This window comes from Pseudomonas sp. A014, from assembly GCF_052378495.1.
Lineage (GTDB): Bacteria > Pseudomonadota > Gammaproteobacteria > Pseudomonadales > Pseudomonadaceae > Aquipseudomonas > Aquipseudomonas machongensis.
Genome location: NZ_CP199001.1, coordinates 4354126 through 4378327 on the forward strand (window position 1 = coordinate 4354126; position 24202 = coordinate 4378327).

Annotated in this window: 18 protein-coding genes; all 18 read right to left on the minus strand. The window is 58.2% G+C overall.

The window, feature by feature from the left end; translation table 11 throughout:
• Positions 1-40 precede the first annotated feature (40 nt).
• Positions 41-2035: a polysaccharide biosynthesis protein gene (locus ACTYOL_RS20245; RefSeq protein WP_153772873.1), complete on the minus strand. Its 1995-nt coding sequence runs from the start codon at positions 2033-2035 to the stop codon at positions 41-43.
• A 92-nt stretch (positions 2036-2127) separates the two neighbouring features.
• The gene (locus tag ACTYOL_RS20250; protein ID WP_153772867.1) at positions 2128-3138 is read right to left on the minus strand and encodes an MraY family glycosyltransferase; all 1011 of its coding nucleotides are present in this window, start codon (positions 3136-3138) and stop codon (positions 2128-2130) included.
• The gene (locus ACTYOL_RS20255) at positions 3135-4100 is read right to left on the minus strand and encodes a UDP-glucose 4-epimerase family protein (protein WP_153772866.1); all 966 of its coding nucleotides are present in this window, start codon (positions 4098-4100) and stop codon (positions 3135-3137) included. The genes ACTYOL_RS20250 and ACTYOL_RS20255 overlap by 4 nt, the downstream gene beginning before the upstream one ends.
• Positions 4100-5350, minus strand: a complete 1251-nt coding sequence (locus ACTYOL_RS20260; RefSeq protein ID WP_153772865.1) for a glycosyltransferase family 4 protein — start codon at positions 5348-5350, stop codon at positions 4100-4102. Before ACTYOL_RS20260 ends, ACTYOL_RS20255 begins: the two co-directional genes overlap by 1 nt.
• A gap of 12 nt (positions 5351-5362) precedes the next feature.
• Positions 5363-6493 (minus strand): non-hydrolyzing UDP-N-acetylglucosamine 2-epimerase, encoded by a 1131-nt coding sequence (gene wecB / locus ACTYOL_RS20265; RefSeq protein WP_153772864.1) that lies wholly within the window; start codon positions 6491-6493, stop codon positions 5363-5365.
• A 24-nt stretch (positions 6494-6517) separates the two neighbouring features.
• Complete coding sequence (gene wbjC, locus ACTYOL_RS20270) at positions 6518-7636, minus strand: UDP-2-acetamido-2,6-beta-L-arabino-hexul-4-ose reductase (RefSeq protein WP_197893352.1); 1119 nt, start codon at positions 7634-7636, stop codon at positions 6518-6520.
• Positions 7637-7639: 3 nt separating this feature from the next.
• Positions 7640-8680 carry a polysaccharide biosynthesis protein gene (locus ACTYOL_RS20275; RefSeq protein ID WP_065862133.1) on the minus strand — a complete coding sequence of 347 codons (1041 nt, stop codon included), beginning with the start codon at positions 8678-8680 and terminating at the stop codon, positions 7640-7642.
• Complete coding sequence (locus tag ACTYOL_RS20280) at positions 8677-9867, minus strand: glycosyltransferase (protein WP_200603660.1); 1191 nt, start codon at positions 9865-9867, stop codon at positions 8677-8679. The genes ACTYOL_RS20275 and ACTYOL_RS20280 overlap by 4 nt, the downstream gene beginning before the upstream one ends.
• Positions 9868-9957: 90 nt before the next feature.
• On the minus strand, positions 9958-11391 hold the full coding sequence (locus ACTYOL_RS20285) for a lipopolysaccharide biosynthesis protein (RefSeq protein ID WP_444756974.1): 1434 nt from the start codon (positions 11389-11391) through the stop codon (positions 9958-9960).
• 111 nt (positions 11392-11502) lie between these two features.
• Positions 11503-12984 (minus strand): O-antigen ligase family protein, encoded by a 1482-nt coding sequence (locus ACTYOL_RS20290; protein ID WP_200603661.1) that lies wholly within the window; start codon positions 12982-12984, stop codon positions 11503-11505.
• Between the two features lie 345 nt (positions 12985-13329).
• Complete coding sequence (locus tag ACTYOL_RS20295) at positions 13330-13551, minus strand: DUF1049 domain-containing protein (RefSeq protein WP_444756975.1); 222 nt, start codon at positions 13549-13551, stop codon at positions 13330-13332.
• An 8-nt stretch (positions 13552-13559) separates the two neighbouring features.
• Entirely contained in the window at positions 13560-13865 is a 306-nt protein-coding gene (ihfB, locus tag ACTYOL_RS20300) for an integration host factor subunit beta (protein WP_125931661.1), read from the minus strand.
• A 240-nt stretch (positions 13866-14105) separates the two neighbouring features.
• On the minus strand, positions 14106-15785 hold the full coding sequence (rpsA, locus tag ACTYOL_RS20305) for a 30S ribosomal protein S1 (RefSeq protein ID WP_054893880.1): 1680 nt from the start codon (positions 15783-15785) through the stop codon (positions 14106-14108).
• 124 nt (positions 15786-15909) lie between these two features.
• A complete protein-coding gene (gene cmk / locus ACTYOL_RS20310; protein ID WP_054893879.1) occupies positions 15910-16596 on the minus strand; it encodes a (d)CMP kinase in 687 nt (228 codons plus the stop codon).
• A complete protein-coding gene (locus tag ACTYOL_RS20315) occupies positions 16593-18830 on the minus strand; it encodes a bifunctional prephenate dehydrogenase/3-phosphoshikimate 1-carboxyvinyltransferase (protein WP_444756976.1) in 2238 nt (745 codons plus the stop codon). Before ACTYOL_RS20315 ends, cmk begins: the two co-directional genes overlap by 4 nt.
• A 173-nt stretch (positions 18831-19003) precedes the next feature.
• Positions 19004-20098, minus strand: a complete 1095-nt coding sequence (gene pheA, locus ACTYOL_RS20320; protein ID WP_054893877.1) for a prephenate dehydratase — start codon at positions 20096-20098, stop codon at positions 19004-19006.
• Positions 20098-21183: a 3-phosphoserine/phosphohydroxythreonine transaminase gene (serC, locus tag ACTYOL_RS20325; RefSeq protein WP_444756977.1), complete on the minus strand. Its 1086-nt coding sequence runs from the start codon at positions 21181-21183 to the stop codon at positions 20098-20100. Before serC ends, pheA begins: the two co-directional genes overlap by 1 nt.
• A 212-nt stretch (positions 21184-21395) precedes the next feature.
• Positions 21396-24167 (minus strand): DNA gyrase subunit A, encoded by a 2772-nt coding sequence (gene gyrA, locus ACTYOL_RS20330; RefSeq protein WP_444756978.1) that lies wholly within the window; start codon positions 24165-24167, stop codon positions 21396-21398.
• Positions 24168-24202 lie beyond the last annotated feature (35 nt).

A 24202-nucleotide genomic window follows, 5' to 3' on the forward strand; every position in this document is an offset into this window, starting at 1 on the left:
TTAAACACTGACCGTGTCATCCATGAGTCCTGTGCATACATCAGGGCTCCAGACGACGTTGCTGATGTATCAGGTCGACTATTTCGCCATCGGGAGCGTAGCCACTCACCGTCTCTCTGAGCAATTGGCGTACCCGTGCGTAATCGTCGTTTTCGACAGCCTTCAGCAGGGCCTCCAGACGCTCCTTGAGCACGTCCCATGGAAGGTAGTCTTCATGGGCGCTCATGATCATCGGGTGGGGGGTCGCCTCGACATTGTCGCCGATCAGCAATTCTTCGTAGAGTTTCTCCCCAGGCCGCAGGCCCGAAAACTCTATGGCGATGTCTCCGTGGGGATTGTGCTCCGAACGGATACTGAGCCCGGACAGATGAATCATCTTTTCAGCCAACTCGACGATTTTCACCGGCTCACCCATGTCGAGCACGAATACATCGCCCCCTTGGCCCATCGAACCCGCCTGGATGACCAACTGCGCAGCCTCGGGAATGGTCATGAAGTATCGCGTGATATTGGGGTGGGTGACCGTCAGCGGCCCGCCTGCCTGGATCTGCTTGTGGAACAATGGAATAACCGAGCCGGAAGAACCCAGGACATTTCCGAAGCGCACCATGGTGAATCGCGTCTTGTTAACCTGCGCGATGTTGCCCGTTTCGCCAAACAGGATCGGTGCCAACTCTCGGCTCAGCGCCTGCAGCGTCATTTCGGCCAGACGCTTGGTGCTCCCCATGACATTGGTTGGTCGTACCGCCTTGTCGGTCGAGATCAGCACAAAGTTCGAGATACCCGCCTGGAGCGCTGCCTGCGCGGTATACAAGGTCCCCATCACGTTGTTCAACACGCCTTCGGCGATATTGTGTTCGACCATAGGCACGTGCTTGTAGGCCGCCGCATGGTAGACAGTGTCCACTCGCCAGGCGCGCATGATATCTATGAGTTTGCGCTGGTTGCGCACTGATCCCAGTATCGGCAGCAGCTTGACCGAAAGCGATTCACGCTCGACGCGCTTCTCGAGCTCGGAAAGAACGCTGTACAGATTGAACTCGCTGTGTTCGAAAAGCAGCAGCACTTTCGGTCCCAGGCCGAGAATCTGGCGACACAACTCCGATCCGATAGAGCCGCCCGCGCCTGTCACCATGACCACCTGGCCAGCGATACAGCGCGACAGCAGATCGCGTTGCGCCGGCACGGCGTCACGCCCCAGCAGGTCGGCGATGTCGACCTCCTGGATGTCATCGACCTTGACCCTGCCGCTGGCCAGATCCATGAAGCCCGGGATACTGCGCACGTGCAGCGGATACCCTTCCAACAGGCCAAGAATCTCACGGCGTCGGGCCCGGGTTGCCGATGGGATCGCCAGGAGGATTTCCTGCGCACCGGTCCGGTCGATCATGCGCTGAAGATGCTTGGGTTTGAACACCTGCACCCCGGAAATCACTCGGTCGGCAATGCTGTTGTCATCATCAATGAACGCCACAGGCCTCATCACCTTGCCCAAGCGCAGCGCGGCAACCAATTGGTTACCCGCCGAACCGGCACCATAGATCGCGACTTTGGTCAAACCATCGTCGCGATTGGTGAACGGTACATGCTGCACCGCTGCGAACCAGTCACCCAGGAAGTACTGCCGCATGGCCAGACGCAACCCGCCGATCATGATCAGGCTCAGCCACCAGTAGTTGAAGATGATGGAGCGTGGCACGACATTCTCGTGATTGCTGTACCAATAGACGATCACGCCCAGAATCAGAGAAGACAGGCTGACCGCTTTGATGATGGTGATCAGGGCGTCATTACCGAAGTAACGCATGACCGCCCGGTACAAGCCGAAACGGATGAACAATGGAATCGCCACGAAGGGCGCAGCAGCAAAGAGCCAAGGGTGATCCTTGACGGGATTGGCCAATTCATCGATACCCAGGCGCACGACAAATGCCATCCACAAGGCTACCCACACCAGCACTATATCGGTAGCGACCTGAAGGAGGCGCTTATAACGGCGAGGCAATCCCAACAGAAAGGTCCGCAATCTATCCATAACCCCTTCGAACACCTTTACCGCTCCCCTACGAAGCCTGTCTTGAATGACCAAGACCTGCCGCACGTGCAGCAGGTCTTTATAACTCTCTATTATTCGAGATCGCCAGCGCGGTAACGCACCGCGAGCACGACCAGCGGTACATAGGCGATAACGAGCGCCAATGCACCCTCGAGTTTCAGCAGCATGACGCACAAGGCAATGGGTAACAACCAGAACAGATTGATTGCACCGACAGCAAGCGTGACCGGCAGATGGCGCCCATATTGCCGGGAGGCAAATTGATAGGCGTGACTGCGATGAGCCTCATAGACCTTGTCCCCCCTTGCCAGGCGGCGAATCAGGGTGAACGTGGCATCGACGATGAACACACCGAGCAGGACAAGCCAGCACCAGAACAGCGATGGGTCCTTCCAGGCGGCCTGCAGCGAAAGTACACCCAATGCAATACCCAGGAAGCCACTGCCAGCGTCCCCCATGAAGATCCGCGCAGGTGGAAAATTCCAGCAAAGGAAACCCAGCACTGCAGCGCTGAGCAGCAAGGGCAGGATCATCAATTGCTCGAAGCCGCCCACCCAATACACCAGGCAAGCGCCCAGGCAGGCACAGAGCGCTTCGACGCTGGCAATGCCGTCGATACCGTCCATGAAGTTGTAGAGGTTCAGCAACCAGACCAGATAGAACGCCCCGAGTACAGCCCCAATCCACCCAAGGTCAATATCCAGGCCCAATACTCGCACTACGGGGAATCCGCCAAGCCAGAACAGCGCCCAGGCTGCGGCGGCGAAATGTCCCAGGAGGCGCCAGCGCGCCGCGATATGCCCATGGTCGTCCATGAAACCGATAACGGCGATGGCAGCGCCTGCGCCGCCCAATGCCACGAGCATCGGATAGTCGGCCAGTTGGCCAAATGCTATAGCGACCAACGACAGCAGAAACGCCACCACGATGGCCACACCGCCGCCACGTGGCGTGGGAACCGCATGGGAACTGCGCGCATTGGGAACGTCGATGATGCTCTTGGCCAGTGCATACCGGCGCAACACCGCCGTCAACGAAAACGACAGCACCAACACCAGCGGAAGCAACCACGCTTGATTCATTTTCTTGTATCTTCCTGAAAGTCACGCGCAGCTTGGCGCAACGCGTCGTCTACGCTCACCGGGGGAGTCCAGCCCAGCAACGAACGGGTTTTCTCGATATCAACCTGCAGCGACCCGCAAAGACGTTGGGACAATGCACGCTTGCCCAGCAGGGTCGCTGCCAGCTCCAACAGCATCGAAGGCACTGGCAGGAGCCGGGCTGGACGTCCAAGAGCCGCAGCCATGCGTCGCAACAAACCGGTGGTGGAGAGATCTTCGCCATCGCTGACCAGGAAGGTCTGGTTGGCCGCCCCAGGATGATCCATGCAGGTGATGATCAGGTCGACCAGATTGTCCAGCGCCACCAGGCTCCGCCGGTTGTCGATGGCACCGAAAGGCAGCGGGACGCCTTTGTCGAGCCAACGCATCATGGCCTGGAAGTTGGCCTTCACGCCCGGCCCATATACCAGCACCGGCCGGATGATCACGACTTCCAGTCCGGTCTCCTGGGCAAGACGTAGCAGTGCGTCTTCTGCTTCTCGCTTGGACACCCCGTACGGATCCACCGGCGCAGGAACATCGTCAGGCTTGTACGGGCGCCCCTTGACCGTGCCCTCGCCGTTGACCTTGATCGAGCTTACGAATACAAAGCGTCGTACCCCGGCCGCAGCAGCCTGCCTGGCCAGGTTGACGGTGCCGTCGACGTTGATACGCCGAAAAGCCGCGAGTGGGTCTGGTTCGGTATCGTTCATCACATGAACGCGAGCAGCGCAGTGAATGACAGTGCCGACATCACCCAGTGCCGGGCTCCAGTCCGCGTCACCATCAAGTTGGGCGCAGTGGAACACCTCGGTCGCAGCCGTCTGCTCGACTTCAGGCTGACGTACTGCGATGACCACCGAGTGGCCTAGTTGGCGCAGCTTTTCCAGCACTGCCTTGCCCACAAAACCGGTTGCACCGGTCAACAGAATCCTGTTCGACATCACTTGGCCGCCTTGCGCTGAGTCGCGGTACGGAAAAGAGAAACCAGACGCTCCATGAGTCTGGCCTTGGAATAGTGCGTGAGGTAATAGTCACGCCCGGCGTTGCCCATCTCGGTACGTCGTTCGACCGACGACCCGGCGAGCTCGGTGACAATTCGCGCGAGACCTTTACCATCGCTCGAATCACAGGCTAGTCCGGCACCGGACTCACGGATGACGCGGGCCGCCTCTCCGTTGATCATGCCCAGCAGCGGACGGCCAGAGGCCAGGTACGCCTGAACCTTCCCGGGAATTGTTTTCTCGAAGACATCGTTGGTTTTCAACGACACCAATAGGGCATCCGAACACGCAAACAGGCCGGGCATTTCCTCGAGTGGATGACGTCCCAGCAGATGGACATTATCGAGCCCACGCTCTCGCACCTGATCGGCCAGCCACTCACCCATCCGGCCGTCACCGGCGATGACCCAGCGCACCGCAACTTTGTCGCGCAACAATTGCGCGGCCTCGAGGATCGAGGGGAAGTCCTGGGATTCACCCAGGTTGCCGGCGAACGCAACGGTAAACACCGTCGGATCCGCTTCGATCAGCCGAGTCGGCGGGGCTTCGACGGAAAAGTCATCTTCGGCCCAGCTGGGAAAATACACGAGGCGATCCGGATCGATTGGCCTGGTGCAGTAGTGTCTGACGTTGTCAAAGAAACCATGGGATTGCAGCAACAGGTAATCAGTCCGATTGTAGATCCAGGACACCATGCGGCCGACCAATGACAGGAGACCCGTATGCTTGATCACGCCCACAGCCCGAAGCGTTTCAGGCCAAAGATCGAGCACCCAGACGAATACCGGGGCACGCTTGAGCCGACCAATCACGATCGCCGGTATGGCTGACATGATCGGAGATACGGCGTACACAAATAGCGCGTCGAATGCCCGACCACGCAGTTTGTAGGCTCCGATTGTCGAGGCACTGGTAAAAAACGCCGCATAGTTGAGTATCAAGCCGAGGCTGCCTTTACCACGCGCTCGCATGGGCACTCGAACGACCTGCGCGCCATGATAGTTACTGAAACGCGCGGGATCCTTCCGATAAGCCTCGAAGACCACGCCTTCAGGATAATTGGGAAGGCCTGTCAAAACGGTCACGTCGTGGCCCTTCTCGACCAAATCGCGGACCATATCATTGATCCGCATGTTTTCCGGCCAGAAATACTGCGTGACCACCAGTACTTTTAATGGTTTCTCTGACATGCAGGCCACGAATCAGTATCTTTTCCAGACTGTGCGATTCACATAATCCGTGTAGCTGTGGACGATGCGCACGACCTTGTCCGAGACGTTCGGCATACTGTAATCGGCAACCAGGCGCAGGCTGCGATCGGCACCACGGGATTGCTCCTCCAGGATCGCCAGTGCCTGCAGCACTCGCTCGACTTCCAAGCCGACCATCATCGCGGCCGCTTCTTCCATGCCCTCCGGACGCTCGTGCGCTTCACGGATGTTGAGTGCCGGGAAGTTGAGGATCGACGACTCTTCATTGATCGTGCCGCTGTCCGAGAGCACAGCCTTGGCGGTCAGTTGCAGCTTGTTGTAGTCGGTGAAGCCCAGTGGCTTGAGCAGACGTACGTTGGGGTGGAACGTGACACCCAGGGCATCCACGCGTTTTTGGGTGCGTGGGTGGGTCGACACGATCACCGGCAAGTCGTATTGCTCGGCGACGGTGTTGAGCACCGCAACCAACTTCATGAAGTTCTTTTCGGAGTCAATGTTTTCTTCGCGGTGCGCGCTGACCACGAAGAACTTCCCGAACTCCAGACCCAGGCGATCAAGCACATCGGACTTTTCGATCGCCGGAAGATAGTGATTGATAACCTCGAACATCGGGCTGCCGGTCTTGATCACGCGATCCGCAGGCAGGCCTTCCTGCAACAGATAGTCGCGGGCAATGGTGCTGTAAGTCAGGTTGATGTCGGCAGTGTGATCAACAATCCGGCGGTTGATCTCTTCAGGCACACGCATGTCGAAACACCGGTTACCCGCTTCCATGTGGAACGTCGGGATCTTACGGCGCTTGGCTGGCAACACTGCCATGCAACTGTTGGTATCACCCAGCACCAACAGCGCTTCAGGCTGGACTTCGGCCAATACACGATCCACCGCGATAATCACGTTACCGATCGTCTCGGCACCTGTTGCACCAGCCGCATTGAGAAAGTGATCCGGCTTACGAATACCGAGATCATTGAAAAAGATCTCGTTCAATTCATAATCGTAGTTCTGCCCTGTGTGAACAAGCACGTGATCGCAGTGGCGATCCAGCGCTGACATGACGCGAGCCAAGCGGATGATTTCCGGACGCGTACCAACGACAGTGACTATTTTCAACTTTTTCATATTCTTTATACCCTAAACAAGAATTCAGGCTTGTGTACCCACAGGGCGCGCGTAAGTGTCAGGAAGCTCGCGATCAAAGATCTCGTTGGCCCACAGCATGACGATCATTTCTTCGTCGCCGACATTGGTAATGTCATGGGTCCATCCGGGAACGGTTTCGACGATCTCAGGCTTTTCGCCAGTGGTGAAAAGCTCGTAAAACGAGCCCGATATCACGTGACGGAAGCGGAAGCAGGCACGCCCTTTGATGACCAGGAACTTTTCCGTCTTAGAGTGGTGATAATGCCCGCCACGCGTGATTCCCGGATGCGCCGTGAAGTAGGAGAACTGCCCTGAATCCTTGGTTTTGAGCATTTCAACGAAAACACCCCGAGGATCGCCATACTTGGGAACCTCGTAGGTAAACTTTTCGGCAGGAACATAACTCAGATAGGTCGAGTACAGTGCACGCACCAGCCCCGTACCTACCGGCTCGGTGACCATGGTCTGACGACTGTCGCGGAAAGCCCGCAACTGTTCCGCCAACTTGCCAACCGTGATTTGATACTGGGGCTCGACTTCTCCGAAAACAGCACCGCTGCCCTTTGCGTCCATCACTTCGATGAAGCGACGCACCACATCGTCGACGTAAACCAGATTGATCCTGGCTTCTGGGTCGTTGATGGTGATCGGCAAATCACGGACGATGTTATGGCAGAACGTGGCGACGGCCGAATTATAATTCGGACGCGCCCACTTACCGAACACGTTAGGCAAGCGGAAGATCTGGACAGGCACGCCCTCGTCATTGGCAAGCGACCTGAGCGCATCCTCGGCATCACGCTTGCTCTTGCCGTAGGCGTTATCGAGTTCAGCCTGGGTCGAGGAAGTGTAAAGAACCGGAACCTTGCGCCCACTGGCGATGATCGCATCACACAGAAGACGGGTAAGGTCCGCATTCCCGGTATTGAACTCAGCAGGGTCCTGTGGTCGATTGACGCCGGCCAGGTGGAACACGAAGTCAGCGTTCGCTACCTTGCCTTTGAGCGATTCAGGCGCATCGGCTCGGGTGAAGCGATCCACTTCGACATCACTGCGTTCAGCCAGATGCACCAGCAGGTTCTGACCGACAAAGCCATTCGCCCCAGTAATCAAAACACGCATGGATCAGTCCTCGGGCGCAGCCAGTTCGCCGCGTTGAATGGCACGCATGAAGTCCAACTTGAGCAGCAGCTTCTGCATACCCTCGACATCGAGACGTTCGGTGTTATGCGAGTTGTAGTCTTCAGTACGGGAGATTTTAGTCTCACCCTCTTCGACAAACTTGGCATAGTTCAAATCGCGTAGATCCGGCGGCACACGGAAATAGTCGCCCATGTCTTCTGCGCAAGCCATTTCCTCACGGCTCAACAGCGCTTCGTAGAGTTTTTCACCGTGACGGGTGCCGATCACTTGAATAGGATGATCTGGCTTGTTCACCAGGGCAGTGAGGGCCTTGGCGAGGACTTCCACCGTAGCAGCGGGCGCCTTCTGGACGAACAGGTCGCCATTGTTGCCATGCTCGAATGCATACAACACCAGATCGACCGCGTCAGAAAGCGTCATCATGAAACGCGTCATGTTCGGGTCGGTCAGTGTCAATGGCTTGCCTGCGCGGATCTGCTCGATGAACAGAGGGATCACCGACCCTCGCGAGGCCATGACGTTGCCGTAGCGGGTACCACAGATAACCGTTTTGGTCTCGTCGACGTTTCGCGACTTGGCGACCATCACCTTTTCCATCATTGCCTTGGAGATGCCCATGGCGTTGATCGGGTAAACGGCCTTGTCGGTGCTCAGGCAGACAACACGCTTGACTCCGTTCTGAATCGCAGCCTCAAGAACGTTTTCAGTGCCCAGCACGTTAGTCTTGACCGCCTCCAGTGGATGGAACTCACAGGACGGAACCTGTTTCAATGCCGCCGCATGATAAATATAATCCACGCCACGGGTGGCATTGAGAATACCCTGATAATCACGCACGTCGCCAATATAAAACTTCAACTTAGGACTGGCATAGCGCTTACGCATGTCGTCCTGTTTTTTCTCATCGCGACTGAAAATGCGAATTTCTGCAATATCGCTATCCAGGAACCGCTTCAATACGGCATTGCCAAACGAACCAGTGCCCCCGGTAATCAGCAGTGTTTTACCCGTGAAAAAACTCACTTAAATTTCTCCATAAATTTCAAAATCTGATTCCCAACGGCTTGACTAGACCGCGTTTCAAGTAGCCAAACCCTACCACGATTAGCCTTTTGTGACAATTGCTCCGGGTCCGCCGATGCAAACTCTTTGAGCGCCGAAGCCACGCCCTCCACGGAAAACTCCGGGATAATATTGAGATACTGATAATACTCGTCTGGAATACCTTTTAAGCGCGTGGTCAACACAGGAACTTCCGCACACATATACTCGATCAACTTTGATGGAAACGAATAACGAGTAAATGTTTGCGCCGGGTCCCGCGTAATTGGCAAGACGGATGCAAATGCCTGCATTTTTGCCACCTCGGCCGGGCTGACCACCCCCCAGTATTTTACAGAAGGGTTTGCTGCACTGACCGACTTGAGGTATTCGACAAGGTCCCCACCACCACAGATGTGGAGTTCATAATCAATACCCGACTGGAGAAATCCCTCCACCAGCTCTTCGATCCCGTAAGACCGATTTACACCACCGGCGTAGAACACTCTTTTCTTCTCGATCACTTGATCCTGGATCGGTGGCTCAGCAGTATCGGCTATGCCCTCCAGCACCATGAACGGCACGTTTGACCACTGCGGGCAGTCGTCTACCATTGGACGACTTATCACAAACAACCCTGCGGCGCCTCGGACCAGAAAACCAAGAATCGAAGCGTCCATCTGCTTCATGAGCCGCACGAAGCGCGAGCGCTTGAGCATCACGTCCATGTAAGCAGGCAAGTCTGGCACATACACGTAATACGGCACTCGACGAAGCCTTGAAAAAATCCAGGCCGCCAAGAGGTTGGGGGTATGTGCGGCATACACGCACACCCCTATGCGAGGCTTGCCGGATGAGAATAATCCACACAAAGCCATCACGAAACGAACAATAAGCTTCAAGCCGGGAAGGTTGATCAACGGCATTACCCGCCTGACGACTCCCGACTGCCTGGTACGTGCAGCAGGCATGAAAACATGAGGATTTCTTGGATAGGCGGATGACGCCATTGTGGACAGCGCAACCACTTCCACCCCGACACCGGATATCGCCTCAAGAAACCGAGACTCCAGCTTATGAGCGGCCACCTGCGGCATCGCATCGCCCTTGGAGTACTTGAGAAAATAGTCGTCATCGACACAGAAACCCAGCAATGTCAGATCATGCATACCACCCCCAGCGCACACTCAAAAACCTCATTGACATATCCCTACCTCCAATGCGGTGAGTCCACCCCTGTCGGCATCGAAATGAATTGCTTAGAAACGCGACCGCAAAAAACCCTGCCAGGCAACACCCTTCCAAAAAGAAAATAAGGAGACCGCCGAGAAGATCAGTATCCATCCTGCACTGACCACCCACCAAGGCTCCCCCCCCAGAAGCAACGACAATATCTGGTGCAGCCCCCATCCCAACACAAGCGAAACACAAGCAACCAGCAAAGGCCGGATGACCGCCTTGAGCACCGTGGCTTTACTCTTGATCGATGTCGTGACAACAACGAAATACAACGCCTGGCCGAGCATGCCACCCAATGCGACACCAACCAATCCGAACCACAAAGCACCGCCATACGCCAGCACAGCACCCACCAGCGCGCAGCCGAGCGAAAGCATCGCGAGCCGACGCATCTTCCTGTGCACCTCCAGACGCTTTTGCACATACACCGCAGCACAATTGAGAAACACGCCGACAAACGCCAGCAACAACGTACCGGTTGGTGCAACTACTGATTTTCCGACTGCGCGCTCGAACAATTCAAAGCCGACTTGCCAGATCCCGCACCACAGCAAGGAAAATGCAATGATCAAGAACCCAAGAGACCCCTCTACCAGCGATGCGTCGAATCGACCCTCCTTGAACCTTTTCATGATCAAAGGGTGGACCAACATCAGCAAAGGCATACTCAAGAGCCCGCCAGCACCGACGAACAGGTCTTTCATGGACAGGTAGGAATCGCCATTTTCCAGCCCGAGATATCCGATGACGAAACGGTCGGATGCAGCCATCATGAGCATGCCTAGCGTCCAAGGCACCAAGGCCACGCCATAGCTGAAGACTGCCTTGATATCTCCTCGTATTTTTGACGGGGCGATGCCGCGGGAAAACACTCGAAAACGATTGACGGCGAAATAAAGCATCACGCATGCCGCCGAGGCGTAACCCAGAGCAAGCGCCAGCATTGCCGCTGAATAGGTCAACCCCCCGCCGCGCTGGAGGGAAACGATGACCCCCACTTGAATGAGTGCTTGAAGGGCAACCGCCACTAACTGATGCTTGACCAGAAATCCTGCCTGGCAAACCGCCGACAGAAAAAAGAAGTAAGCTTGGCACAAGCACAACACCCACACACTCAAAAATGCATCACCCCCGCCCACGAGCACAATCGCAGCACCCGCGGCAGCAAGGGCAGTGAGAGGCCCCAGTGTCGAAACCAGAAACACGCTATGTTTCAGAAAAGAAAACTTATTACTCACCGAAGCAAAATGGTAAATGAACGCGTTACCGACCCACATCGACCCAATTTGTGCAGCAATGGCGGCACACGCCAAGCCAACAGAGTATTTCACATAGTCTTCACCTGACAGGTTCTTGTAGAGGAAGAATATAAAAAATATTGTAAGGGCTGCCGGAAGCAACTTCACAGGTATATACAGTGCGAACTTTCCCAAAAAGCCATTATTACCACTCATACCTGGAACCCTTTGCGCGACACGCCTTGCATTCCCGCCCCACTTGAGACAGCACCGCCCACAGCAGCTCGCCTCCTTGCGAACGCAGATCGACCAAATCGTTCTACCCTGTCAGTCACCTGCACCCGCGACCCCGAAACCTGGCTCGACCACTGGACGCTGCACCGTCCCTAGCGTGCCAAGCAGGAAGAAAGCGAGGACCCCGGCGCTGGGCACGATAAGAATGTCCCAGGCCAGCGCCATTGGACCAAATGCCATTAATACTGCAGAGACGGCATAGATTCTCTCTACCGAACGCGGCTGGCTCAATCGCAAGCGCCACAGACGATGAAACGCCATCATCAACATGATCATGAACGGTATGAAGAAAAGTAAACCGCCCTTCCAGAGCAGCGTCAGATAGTAGATATGCGTTGAGCTATTTTCCGATATGCTGCCTTTCAAAGGCGTGGCATCATCCCTGAGTCGCCCATAACCACTAAAGCCATTTCCGACCACGGGGCTTTTGGAGACCTCAGTGACGCTCTCGATTGCCAACTCCAAACGGCCGGTCGAAAATTGATCAGCTTTTTTCAAGATTTGCACGCTCTGTTCCCGCTGCTGAACTTCGCTTCGCATCTCTTCATCCGATGCAAGGCCCTCCGTCGAGGCCTCTTCTCTATCGTTGGAAATATCTGCAAGCGGTGCGACGCTGTTCAGCTCCTCAGCCAACCTCTCGATCCGCTCTGCGACATCACCCGTTGCCACCGGCTGCTCCTGCGACATGGTCTGGACAGTGGTGAACATCCGGAATTCAGACATGCCTCTGACATATAGCACCAGGAAAGCGAGTAACGTGAGCATAACGACAACCAAGGTCTTGCGCCTGATCCGGGGAACGCGCCACGCACCTACCAGCAACGTTGCAGCGATCCAAAGCAGCAAGGCCTGGGCACTTCTCGAGTCACTGCCCGCGATCAGGAACGCACCACTGAACAACGCCAAGGGCATACCGATTGAGAACACTCGCCCCCCCGACCGGGCCAGGTAGACACCGCACACGACCAGGAACTGCAAACAAATCAAATGTGCCAGGCTCAATACGCCAAACGCAGCGAACACAGGCCAGCCGAGAAACTTGGCATTCATGTAAGCCAGTTCTAGGCCTGGATCACCAATGTAAATCCTGACCTGCTCATTCAGAGCGATGATACGTCCCGTTACCACGACAACAAAAATCGAGGAAAACACCGCCAGCCAATAGACGATGGTTTCCAAACCAACGCGGCGGGATAGGGAGCGCCCCAAGAACCAAAAAGACGGTGCAAACATGATCAGCACTAATGAAAAGAAGTGTCGGACCAACTCACCATCTGGCTTCAGATGATTGACAACCAGAATAGATACGATACCGAGAACCAACGAGGTAACGTAGAGGATGGACATCTTCCCAAGGCCATCAAAAAACGCCAACGCCACTAACGGCGCAAGCAGAAATACTGGATTGATGTCGTAGTTCAATAATGAAAATAAAATGATAGGCGTAGAGAGAGCCGCAGCAATCAGTACTACCCATACATCACTGACCCGCCTGACGTTTACTGCATACTGCATTTCATCCACCCAAGAAGCTGACAAACCAAAGCCATGTTTATCGCCTGGCAAAGCCAATATTGAACATGCATCGACGCCCTTCAGCCCCCATAGCCCCTGAAAGACGACATCAACAAATCCAACCGTATTGCAGCGCTAGCAAAAAACTCAAGTGGGGGAAGCGTGCCGACCTGATCACCTTCAAAGCCAAGTCGCGCCCGCCCAAGACAAGGGGAGCATCTTAATCTTCGTGAACGCTTTTTTCTAGGCCGCCACTCGCGTGACTGGAAAATACTTGTCGCTCCTGAGAGCATCCAAGAGCCGCAGAGCATGAGAGACGCTGGCTGCGCAGAGACGCGCAGCTCATCAACGCTTGCGTGACACCCTGGCAATGCCACCCAGCAGAGGCCCCAAGGCGAGACCGAGAACAAACGTAGCAAGCACGGGCAGTGCTACCGGCACATCAGGAAGCGACCAGCCAAACATCGCAAGCGAAACAGTCTCCTGATTCTCCAGCACAAACAGGACAGTAACTACTAACAAGAAGCTCAAAAAGATCACTACGGCAAGGCGGTTTAAACGACGCATGCTATTCCTCACGGCTGGATGGAATCGTGAGCTTCGTCTTCATTGACCCGATCCCGCAACTCCTTCCCCGGCTTGAAATGCGGCACATACTTGCCTTCAAGACTCACCGACTGCCCGGTCTTAGGGTTACGCCCAACCCGAGGCGCACGATAATGCAGAGAAAAACTGCCAAAGCCACGGATCTCGATGCGATCCCCGGTCGCCAGGCATTGGGACATCTGTTCAAGCATGGTCTTGATGGCCAACTCTACATCCTTGGACGAGAGCAACCCCTGATGGGTGACAATACGTTCGATCAGCTCCGACTTCGTCATATTTTTCCCTTCGTTATCAAGCAGCTAGATCATTGCTTAAGCAGTTTGTAGCACGCTTGGAGGGATTTGAACAGGGTGCATCTTGACTTGATAAAAAAATTCAAGATCTGCATATGACACTAACCCTAGACCAACACCGACAGGAACACCGCAGCGGCAAGGCTCTGGGGAAGGGAGAGAAATCAAGGGCATAAAAAAGGGCGACCGGAGGGTCGCCCTTTTTTACCGATCAAACAGAACTCAGTTCTGCTTGGCCATTGCTTCGCGCAGCAGCGCAGCCATGGTGGTGTCGGCAGCAGCTTCCGGAGCGGTGTTTTTCAGGCTCTGGATTGCTTCGCGCTCTTCAGCATCGTCCTTCGACTTGATGGACAGGCTGATGACGCGGGACTTGCGGTCAACGCTGATGATCTTGGCTTCGATCTCTTCGCCTTCCTTCAGAACGTTACGCGCGTCTTCAACGCGGTCACGGCTGATTTCGGAAGCTTTCAGAGTAGCTTCGATGTCGTCGGCCAGAGTGACGATGGCGCCCTTGGCGTCAACTTCCTTCACGATGCCCTTGACGATTGCACCCTTGTCGTTGACAGCAACGAAGTTGGAGAACGGATCGTCTTCCAGCTGCTTGATGCCCAGGGAGATGCGCTCGCGCTCCGGGTCAACCGACAGGATGACGGTTTCCAGCTCGTCGCCCTTCTTGAAACGACGTACGGCTTCTTCGCCGGTTTCGTTCCAGGAAATGTCGGACAGGTGAACCAGGCCGTCGATGCCGCCGTCCAGGCCGATGAAGATACCGAAGTCGGTGATCGACTTGATGGTACCGGTGATCTTGTCACCCTTGTTGAACTGGCCGGAGAAGTCTTCCCATGGGTTGGATTTGCACTGCTTGATACCCAGGGAGATACGACGACGCTCTTCGTCGATGTCCAGAACCATGACTTCCACTTCGTCGCCAACCTGAACGACTTTCGACGGGTGGATGTTCTTGTTGGTCCAGTCCATTTCGGAAACGTGTACCAGGCCTTCGACACCCTCTTCCAGCTCGGCGAAGCAGCCGTAGTCGGTCAGGTTGGTGACGCGAGCGGTAACACGAGTACCTTCTGGGTAGCGGGAAGTGATAGCAACCCACGGATCTTCGCCCATCTGCTTCAGACCCAGCGAAACGCGGTTGCGCTCACGGTCGAACTTCAGAACGCGAACGTCGACTTCGTCACCAACGTTGACGATTTCCGACGGGTGCTTGATGCGCTTCCAGGCCATGTCGGTGATGTGCAGCAGGCCGTCGATGCCGCCCAGGTCCACGAAGGCGCCGTAGTCGGTGAGGTTCTTGACGATACCTTTGACCTGCTGGCCTTCCTGCAGGGTTTCCAGCAGGGCTTCGCGCTCGGCGCTGTTCTCGGCTTCCAGCACGCTGCGACGGGAAACGACAACGTTGTTGCGCTTCTGGTCCAGCTTGATGACCTTGAATTCCAGCTCTTTGCCTTCCAGGTGGGTGGTGTCGCGCACTGGACGGACATCAACCAGGGAGCCCGGCAGGAACGCACGGATGCCGTTAACGTCGACAGTGAAGCCGCCCTTAACCTTACCGTTGATAACGCCCTTGACCACTTCTTCGGCAGCGAAAGCAGCTTCCAGAACAATCCAGCACTCGGCGCGCTTGGCTTTTTCACGGGACAGCTTGGTTTCGCCAAAGCCGTCTTCGACCGCGTCCAGCGCAACGTGAACTTCGTCACCGACCTTGATGGTCAGCTCGCCAGCTTCGTTGTAGAACTGCTCGAGCGGGATGACGCCCTCGGACTTCAGACCAGCGTGAACGGTAACCCAGTCGCCGTCGATGTCGACAACGATACCGGTGATGATTGCGCCCGGCTGAAGATTGAGGGTTTTCAGGCTTTCTTCAAAGAGTTCTGCAAAGCTTTCGCTCATTTTAATTCCTGTAAATTCGGGCGAGACAGACGCCCATCGCCACATTCCAGACAATGTGGGTTTCGTTTAAGTAAAGGAAAGCGGGCAGGACGTTGACTGGTGCCCCTGCCTGCTTTCCTGGCGATCAGAGCAGGTCGCGCAATGCGAGCTCGCTTCTGATCCGTTGCAGCACCTGCTCGATGGACAACTCGGTAGAGTCCAGCTGGATTGCATCGGCCGCCGGCTTGAGCGGGGCCACTGCGCGCTGGGTGTCGCGCTCATCGCGCGCACGAATCTCATCTAGCAGACTCGACAGACTAACATCTTCGCCTTTGCCCTTCAACTGCAGGTAACGGCGGCGGGCACGTTCCTCGGCACTGGCGGTGAGAAACACCTTCAGTGGCGCATCGGGAAACACCACGGTGCCCATGTCGCGACCGTCGGCAATCAGCCCCGGCGCCTCACGAAACGCGCGCTGGCGCTGCAGCAGTGCCTCGCGCACCGCTGGCAGAGAAGCGACCATCGAGGCGCCCGCCCCTACCGTTTCGGTACGGATGACATTGCTCACATCCTCGCCCTCGAGAATGATCTGCTGCAGCTTGCCCGGCTCGGCGGCGATGAACTGCACGTCCAGGTGGGCGGCAAGCGCCTTGAGCAACTCTTCATTGGTCAGGTCGACGCCATGGTTCGAGGCGTTGAACGCCAGCAGGCGATACAACGCTCCGGAATCCAGCAGCCGCCAGCCAAGCTCGCGTGCCAGCAGGCCAGCGACCGTGCCCTTGCCCGAGCCGCTTGGCCCGTCGATGGTGATGACCGGCGCCTGCGAATTCACGACTTGCCCTCTTGCGCCACGCGGATGCCGACTTCGGCGCAAAGCGCCAGGAAGTTGGGGAAGGAAGTGGCGACGTTGGCGCAGTCGTGAATACGGATCGGCGCACTGGCACGCAGCGAGGCAATGCTGAAGGCCATGGAGATCCGGTGATCACCGTGACCGTGGACCTCACCGCCACCAATCTGGCCGCCGTCGATGATGATGCCGTCCGGGGTCGGCTCGCACTTCACGCCCAGGGCGATCAGGCCATCAGCCATGACCTGGATACGGTCCGACTCCTTGACCCGCAGCTCCTCGGCGCCACGCAGCACGGTACGCCCTTCGGCGCAGGCCGCAGCGACGAACAGCACCGGGAATTCGTCGATGGCCAGCGGCACCAGATCTTCCGGAATCTCGATACCCTTGAGTTTTGCGCCACGCACGCGCAGGTCGGCGACAGGCTCGCCACCGACTTCACGCTGGTTCTCCAGGGTGATGTCACCCCCCATCAGGCGCAGGATGTCGATCACGCCGGTACGGGTCGGGTTGATGCCGACGTGCTCCAGCACCAGCTCCGAACCTTCGGCGATGGACGCTGCGACCAGGAAGAAGGCCGAGGACGAGATATCGGCTGGCACTTCGATCCGAGTGGCAGTCAGCTTGCCGCCGGACTGCAGTGAGGCGACAGGGCCATTGCTCTGCACGCTGTAGCCGAAGCCGCGCAGCATGCGCTCGGTGTGATCGCGGGTCGGTGCCGGCTCGGTGACGGTGGTAGTGCCTTCGGCGTACAGGCCAGCCAGCAGCAGGCAGGACTTCACCTGGGCACTGGCCATCGGCAGGGTGTAGTTCAGCGCCTTGAGCTTCTGGCCACCGCGAATGGTCAGCGGTGGGCGCCCCTCGGGGCCGGTCTCGACCACGGCGCCCATCTCGCGCAACGGATTGGCCACGCGGTTCATCGGACGCTTGGACAGCGAAGCGTCACCGGTCATGGTCACGTCGAACGGCTGTGCGGCCAGCAGGCCCGACAGCAGGCGCATCGAGGTCCCGGAGTTACCCAGGTAGATCGGACCAGGTGGCGGCTTCAGTCCGTGCAGGCCGACACCATGAATAGTGACGCGGCCGTGGTGCGGCCCCTCGATGACGACACCCATGTCGCGGAAGGCTTGCAAGGTCGCCAAGGCATCTTCGCCCTCGAGGAAGCCTTCGACTTCTGTGGTGCCCTCGGCCAGCGAGCCGAGCATGATCGAACGGTGGGAAATCGATTTGTCGCCCGGTACGCGAATCCGTCCGGACACGCGGCCACCAGGTTGGGCCAGGAAGATCAGGTCGTTGGCGTTCATAGCGTCCACATAGGCCCGGCGGGCCAGGATTTTACTGAAATGCTCGCGGGCGACCCGAGCGCGGGTGAATACACCCAGCAGCTGGTGCCCGTCCCCTGCATCGACCGCGTCGCGCAAGGCGTCGAGATCGCTGCGAAATGTATCCAGCGTGCGCAGGACAGCGTCGCGATTGGCGAGGAAGATGTCATGCCACATGATCGGGTCGCTGCCGGCGATTCTCGTGAAATCGCGGAACCCTCCCGCAGCGTACCGGAAGATGTCGAGGTTTTCATTGCGTTTGGCCAGCGAATCCACCAGGCCGAACGCCAGCAGGTGCGGAAGGTGGCTGGTGGCCGCCAGGACTTCGTCATGACGCTCGACCGGCATGTGCTCGACATCGGCCTCCAGCGCGCGCCACAGGCGATCGACCAAGGCCAGGGCTGTCGGGTCGGTTTCGGCGAGCGGCGTGAGGATCACCTTGTGACGACGGAACAGTGCAGCATTGGAAGCCTCCACACCGCTCTGCTCGGACCCTGCGATCGGATGGCCGGGTACGAAACGCGCCAGACGCTCGCCGAACACGGCCCGCGCGGCACGCACCACATTGCCCTTGGCGCTGCCGACATCGGTGATCACCGCAGCCCCCAGGTCGAGCGACGCCAGGCGGGCCAGAAGCTTTTCCATGGCCAGGATCGGTACCGCCAGCTGGATCACGTCAGCACCGACACAGGCCGCGGCCAGATCTTCTTCGCAGCGGTCGACCACGCCGAGGGCGACAGCCTGCTTGCGCGACTGGGCATCCAGGTCGACACCGACCACTTCGCGGCACAGGCCGCTTTCACGCAGACCTTTGGCGAAGGAACCACCGATCAGACCCAGGCCGACGACGACCAGGCGATTGATGAGCGGTGCGGGTTTGTTTACAGCATTAACCACGAGTGCGAACCCTGTTCAGAACAGCAACATGTGCCAAATTACAGCCTACAGGTGGGCAGGACGAACCCGCACTATAGGTCCGACGCCACTCTCACGGGCAACGTGAAACCTGTGGGAGCGGGCTGATCCCGCGATGGAGCGCAAAGCGCTCCCACCCACGGGCAACAATAAATTCAGAGCACCGCCTTCGGATAAGACCCCAGCACCTTCAACGCCACGGCCTCCTGGCTTATCTTCTCCAGCACCGCCTTGATCAACGGATCGCGGTGGTGGCCAACGAAGTCGATGAAGAACACGTAGGTCCACTTGCCGCTGCGCGACGGGCGGGTCTCGATGCGGGTCAGGTCGATGCCGTTATCGTGGAATGGCACCAGCAGTTCATGCAGCGCCCCTGGCTTGTTGCTCATCGAAACGATGATCGAGGTCTTGTCGTCGCCGGTTGGCGGCACTTCCTGGTTACCGATCATCAGGAAGCGCGTAGAGTTGTCCGGACGGTCTTCGATCTTCTCTGCCAGACGGGTCAAACCATACAGATTGGCTGCCATGTCACCAGCGATCGCCGCCGAATTCCACTCACCCTTGACCCGCTTGGCCGCCTCGGCATTGCTAGAAACTGCAACGCGCTCGACGTTCGGGTAGTGCGCGTCCAGCCACTTGCGGCACTGGGCCAGCGACTGGGCGTGCGAGTAGATACGGGTGATGCTGTCGGTCTTGGTGTTTTCGCCCACCAGCAGGTGGTGGTGGATGCGCAGCTCGACCTCGCCACAGATCACCATGTCGTGCTCGAGGAAGCTGTCGAGCGTGTGACTCACCGCGCCTTCGGTGGAGTTTTCCACCGGCACCACGCCGAAGTTGACCGCGCCGGCCGCCACTTCGCGGAATACTTCATCGATGGCCGCCATCGGGCGGCTGATCACCGCATGACCGAAATGCTTCATGGCCGCAGCCTGGGTGAAGGTGCCCTCGGGGCCGAGGTAGGCAATCTTCAACGGCTCTTCCAGGGCCAGGCACGACGACATGATTTCGCGGAACAGACGCGCCATCTCTTCGTTACCCAACGGCCCCTTGTTGCGCTCCATGACGCGCTTGAGCACTGCAGCCTCACGCTCAGGACGGTAGAACACCGGCTTCTCGCCTTCGGCGAGCGAAGCGGTCTTGACTCGCGCCACTTCTTCGGCGCAGCGGGCACGATCGCTGATCAGCTCGAGGATTTTCTCGTCGAGACTGTCAATGCGAACGCGCAGGGCCTTGAGTTCCTGTTCGGACATCAGCCGTGCTCCTTCTCGAATTCGGCCATGTAGGCCACCAGGGCTTCCACCGCATCCAGCCCCAGCGCGTTGTAGATCGAGGCACGCATGCCACCGACCGAACGATGGCCCTTGAGATTGAGCAGGCCACGGGCGTCGGCACCGGCGAGGAATGCCTTGTCCAGGCGCTCATCGGCGAGACGGAACGGCACGTTCATCCAAGAGCGGGCGTTGTGGCTGATCGGGTTGGTGTAGAACTCGCTGGCGTCGATAAAGCCGTAGAGGCGTTCTTTCTTGGAGCGGTTTCGCTGCTCCATGGCCTCGACGCCGCCCTGCTCCTTGAGCCACTCGAACACCAGGCCCGACAGGTACCAGGAGTAGGTAGCCGGGGTGTTGTACATCGAACCATTATCGGCCGAGATCTTGTAGTCGAGCATGGTCGGGCACGTGCTGCGCGCGCGACCGAGCAGGTCTTCGCGCACGATGACCACCACCAAGCCGCTCGGGCCTATGTTCTTTTGCGCACCGGCGTAGATCAGGCCGTACTGCGACACGTCGATCGGGCGCGAGAGGATGTCGGACGACATGTCGACCACCAGCGGAACATCACCGGTTTCAGGCACCCAGTCGAACTGCAGGCCGCCGATGGTTTCGTTGGAGGCGTAGTGAACGTAGGCAGCCCCTGGGGTCAGCTTCCACTCGTTCTGACCAGGAATGGCCAGGTAATCGTAGGGCTTGGCACTGGCGGCAACGTTGATATTGCCGAAACGGCGCCCTTCCTCGATGGCCTTCTTCGACCAGATACCGGTCTCGATGTAGTCGGCGGTGACGTTTTCCGGCAGCAGGTTCAGCGGGATCTCGGCGAACTGCTGGCTGGCACCGCCCTGCAGGAACAGCACCTTGTAGTTCGAGGGAATGGTCAGCAGATCACGCAGGTCTTGCTCGGCCTTTTCAGCGATCGCCACGTAGTCATCGCTGCGGTGGCTCATTTCCATCACTGACAAGCCCTTGCCGCGCCAGTCCAGCATTTCGGCCTGAGCACGCTGCAGCACAGCGTCGGGAAGCGCGGCAGGGCCTGCGCAGAAGTTAAAGGCTCGTTTGCTCACATCCACTCTCGCTCTAATAGAACAAAATCTAACCAGCTGGTTCAGCGGTAATCCTGTGGGAGCGGGCTTGCCCGCGAACACCGGCGAAGCCGGCGCCATACATCGCACCGCCTGCTTCGCGGGCAAGCCCGCTCCCACAAAAACCAGACGTTGCCGTCGCTAATCAGTCAAACGGGGCGACCTTGGTCGCCCCGTTCGGGTAGTGCACTGGCTTAGTCCTGCGGCGCCTCTTCGGTGCCTGCGGGGTCTTCGCCAGCCGTGTCCAGCGCGTCGTTGTCGACGCCCTCCTCGTCCGCCTCGACGATGTCGTCGAGCTCATCCTCGGACGGTTCCTGGATACGTTCCAGCCCCACCAGCGTCTCGTCGCTGGCCAGTTTGATCAGCGTCACACCCTGGGTGTTACGGCTCAGACTGGAGACCTCGCCAACCCGTGTACGCACCAGGGTACCCTGATCGGAAATCAACATGATCTCCTCGCCTTCCTGAACCTGGATGGCACCGATCAGCAAACCGTTGCGCCCCTTGGTGCCCATGGCGATCACACCTTGCCCACCGCGGCCGCGACGCGGGAACTTGGACAGCGGAGTACGCTTGCCGAAGCCACGCTCGGAGGCGGTGAGGATCTGCGCGCCGGACTCGGGGATCAGCATGGAAATCACTTCCTGCCCCTTGCCCAGCCTCATACCACGCACACCGCGCGCAGTACGGCCCATCTCGCGAACCACGCTCTCGGCGAAGCGAATCACCTTGCCGGCGCTGGAGAACATCATGACTTCCTTCGCGCCATCGGTGATGGCAGCAGCGATCAGGGTGTCACCTTCCTTCAGCTTGAGCGCGATCAGGCCGTTGGAGCGCGGGCGAGCGAACTGCACCAGCGGGGTCTTCTTGACGGTACCGGAAGCGGTCGCCATGAAGATGTAGGCGCCGGTTGGCTCGGCAACCAATTCCGGCGTGTCGCCGTCTTCTTCGTCGACCTCTTCCGGCTCGATCACCTCGCCTTCGAGCACCGCGTCTTCCGCCTCGTCGATCTCTTCGTCGAGGTCGGCGCTCTGCTGCAGGGCTTCGAGATCGATCTGCAGCATCGCGGTGATGCGCTCGCCGTCTTCCAGCGGCAGCAGGTTGACCATAGGGCGCCCACGCGCGGCGCGCGAGGCTTCAGGGATGTCGTAGGTCTTGAGCCAGTACACCTTGCCCTTGCTGGAGAACAGCAGCAGCGTGGCGTGGCTGTTGGCGACCAGCAGGTGTTCGATGTAGTCCTCGTCCTTCACGCCGGTGGCCGACTTGCCCTTGCCGCCACGGCGCTGGGCCTGGTAAGCGGACAACGGTTGGGTCTTGGCATATCCACCATGGGAGATGGTCACCACACGCTCTTCTTCGGGGATCATGTCGCCGTAGTTGAGGTCGTGACGGGCATCGAGGATCTGGGTACGACGGGCATCGCCGTACTCGGCGCGGATCGCTTCGAGCTCTTCGCGGATCACTTCCATCAGGCGCTGGGCGCTGTTGAGGATGCGGATCAACTCGCCGATCTGCTCGAGGATCTCCTGGTACTCGGCCAGCAGCTTCTCGTGCTCCAGGCCAGTCAGACGGTGCAGACGCAGGTCGAGAATGGCCTGGGCCTGTTCAGGCGACAGCCAGTACTTGCCATCACGCAGGCCATACTGCTCCGGCAGGTCTTCCGGACGGCAGGAGTCGGCGCCGGCGCGCTCGACCATGACCTGCACGGCGCTGGACTCCCACGGCGTGCCGATCAGGGCTTCCTTGGCTTCCGACGGCGTCGGCGAGGCCTTGATCAGGGCAATGACCGGATCGATGTTGGACAGCGCGACGGCCTGACCTTCGAGGATGTGCCCACGCTCGCGCGCCTTGCGCAATTCGAACACGGTGCGACGGGTGACCACTTCGCGACGGTGACGAACGAAGGCCTCGAGCAGGTCTTTCAGGTTCAGCAACCGAGGACGACCGTCGATCAGCGCGACGACGTTGATACCGAACACGCTCTGCAGCTGGGTCTGCTGATAGAGGTTGTTGAGCACCACCTCCGGCACCTCGCCGCGACGCAGCTCGATGACGATGCGCATGCCGTCCTTGTCGGACTCGTCGCGCAGCTCGGTGATGCCTTCGATCTTCTTCTCTTTGACCAGCTCGGCGATCTTTTCGATCAGACGCGCCTTGTTCAGCTGGTACGGCAGCTCGGTGACGACGATCTGCTGACGGCCACCGACCTTGTCGATGTCTTCGATCTCGGAACGGGCACGCATGTAGATGCGGCCACGACCGGTGCGATAGGCCTCGATGATGCCCTGGCGACCGTTGATGATGCCGGCAGTCGGGAAGTCCGGGCCTGGGATGAACTGCATCAGCTCATCGACGGTGACCTCGGGGTTGTCGATCAGCGCCAGGCAGCCATCAATGACCTCGCCCAGGTTGTGCGGCGGAATGTTGGTCGCCATGCCCACGGCAATACCGCTGGAGCCGTTGACCAGCAAGTTGGGGATCTTGGTCGGCATGACAGCCGGGATCTGCTCGGTGCCGTCGTAGTTGGGCACCCAGTCGACCGTTTCCTTGTGCAGGTCGGCCAGCAGCTCGTGAGCCAGCTTGGTCATGCGCACTTCGGTGTATCGCATGGCCGCGGCGTTGTCGCCGTCCACCGAACCGAAGTTGCCTTGGCCATCGACCAGCAGATAGCGCAGCGAGAACGGCTGCGCCATGCGCACGATGGTGTCGTACACAGCGGTATCGCCGTGCGGGTGGTATTTACCGATGACGTCACCGACCACACGGGCGGACTTCTTGTACGGCTTGTTCCAGTCGTTGCCCAGCTCGCTCATCGCGTACAGGACGCGGCGATGCACAGGCTTCAAGCCGTCACGCGCATCGGGCAGCGCTCGCCCGACAATCACGCTCATCGCGTAGTCGAGGTAGGACTGTCTCAGTTCGTCTTCGATATTGACCGGGAGGATTTCTTTGGCCAGTTCGCCCATGAGAAGCCTGATTCCTTTTTCTGGTGAAACTTCGC